Source organism: Microbacterium sp. (assembly GCF_031988965.1).
Taxonomy (GTDB): domain Bacteria; phylum Actinomycetota; class Actinomycetes; order Actinomycetales; family Microbacteriaceae; genus Microbacterium.
Genome location: NZ_DALZXX010000275.1, coordinates 1 through 1,636 on the forward strand (window position 1 = coordinate 1; position 1,636 = coordinate 1,636).

Genomic DNA, 1,636 nt, shown 5'->3' on the forward strand with positions numbered 1-1,636 from the left:
TGATGCCGGAGCCGTGCCGGATCTGGGTCGCGTCCGGAGCGATCCAGTGGGCTGTCGCCTCGGATCCGGCGATCGCGGCATCCCCGTCTCGACGGATGCCCTGCACGCGCATGCCGGCGCGATGCGTCGCCCTGCCGTCGGCGTGCAGCAGCGCGACAGACTGCTCGAGGGGCTCGGCCCAGGCGTCGCCGTTGAGCAGCGGGCTCGCGGCGGTCGAGTAGCCGAGGCGGGCGTAGAGCGGCGAGTCGCCGACGAGGTCGCCGGGGCGCGCGTGGTCGGACCCGTGGTTGATCACGCGCACGATGCCGTCGTCGGCCGTGGCGGAGATGATCCACGCCGGGGCCTCGACGACGCGGATCACGTCGGCGGTCTCGGCGGGCAGCGGCTCCGTGGGAGCCGACCACACCGGGTGATCCGCGGGCAGTGCGATGCCGAGCAGCCCCTTCGACGCCCAGTACGGCGAGCCGGTGCCCGAGTAGTTCTGCGCGAGCCGACGCCACTCGTCGTGCCATCCGAGATCGAGGAGCCCCTGCTCATTCGGGACGCCGTTCTCGGCGAAGTGGCGGACGATGGCGGATGCCGCACGACGCAGCTGCCCGAGCGGGACGGACGGGACCTCGGCGAGGGCGCCCGCCCAGTAGGGAGCCGCCGCGGCGAAGCGGTAGACGAGGCTGCGGCCCTGGATCAGCGGAGAGCCGTCGGCGCCGACGAGGGCGATCGCGTCCTGCAGGAACAGGTCGAGCCGGGCGAGGTCGCCCTCGGTGCGGCCGGCTGCCAGCTCGTCGGCGCCCTGCATCCGAGACCACAGAACCGGGTACAGGTGCAGCGCCCAGCCGACGTAGTGGTCGTACGAGCGGTCGTCGCCGTCAGAGATCCATCCGCCCTCGCGCACGAACGAGTCGTGCTGCGCCAGATCCTGCTCGATGTCGGCCTGCGACCACGGGCCGCCCACCGAGCGCAGGAACGTCTGCACGACCACGCGGAACCACAGCCAGTTGTTGCGGGGGTAGGTGTCGTCACCCACGACGGGTGCGAGGTAGTCGATCATGTTCTGCTGAGTGCGTGCGTCGAGGCGATCCCAGATCCAGGGGCGGGTCAGGTCGAGGATCAGCGCGATGGATGCCGCCTCGACCTTGGCCTGCGCGTGCTCGTCGAGTCGCACCCACCGGTCGGGGGCCTCGGGGTCGACACCCGCGACGATGCCGCGCGAGGAGAAGTCGATGAGGTCGTCGACCCCTTCACCACGCGCACCCGCGATGCGGAATCCTGCGAGCAGGAAGGTGCGCACGAATCCCTCGAGACCGTCGACGTCGATGCCGTATCCGCCCGACGCCCCGGGGAGCGTGATGCGGGCGCCGTTCTCTGAGGCCCACGGGCGGACCGCCGCGAGCAGTCCGTCGGCGTAGGCGAGCAGGTCGTCGCGCGACCATTCGGCCGTCGTGGCCGCCTGGCCCTCGCGGGGACTCGTCGCCGTCGATGCCACGGTGCGCTCGTACGTCACAGGGTTCTCCTTTGAAGACTGCTTCGAGGTGGACCGCGACGGATGCCGTCTCTTTGCGATCGTTGGGAGATTATCACCGCATTTCGATCAAGACAAGACTCAGATAAAGCTAGATCGATCATTTTCGATCAGTTA

Annotated in this window: 1 protein-coding gene; it reads right to left on the reverse strand. The window is 69.7% G+C overall.

Translation table 11 applies throughout. The features are described 5' to 3' along the window. A partial coding sequence (locus RTM68_RS18675) for a DUF2264 domain-containing protein (protein ID WP_312173821.1) occupies positions 1-1,501 on the reverse strand: 1,501 nt, incomplete at its 3' end. Between the last annotated feature and the right edge of the window lie 135 nt (positions 1,502-1,636).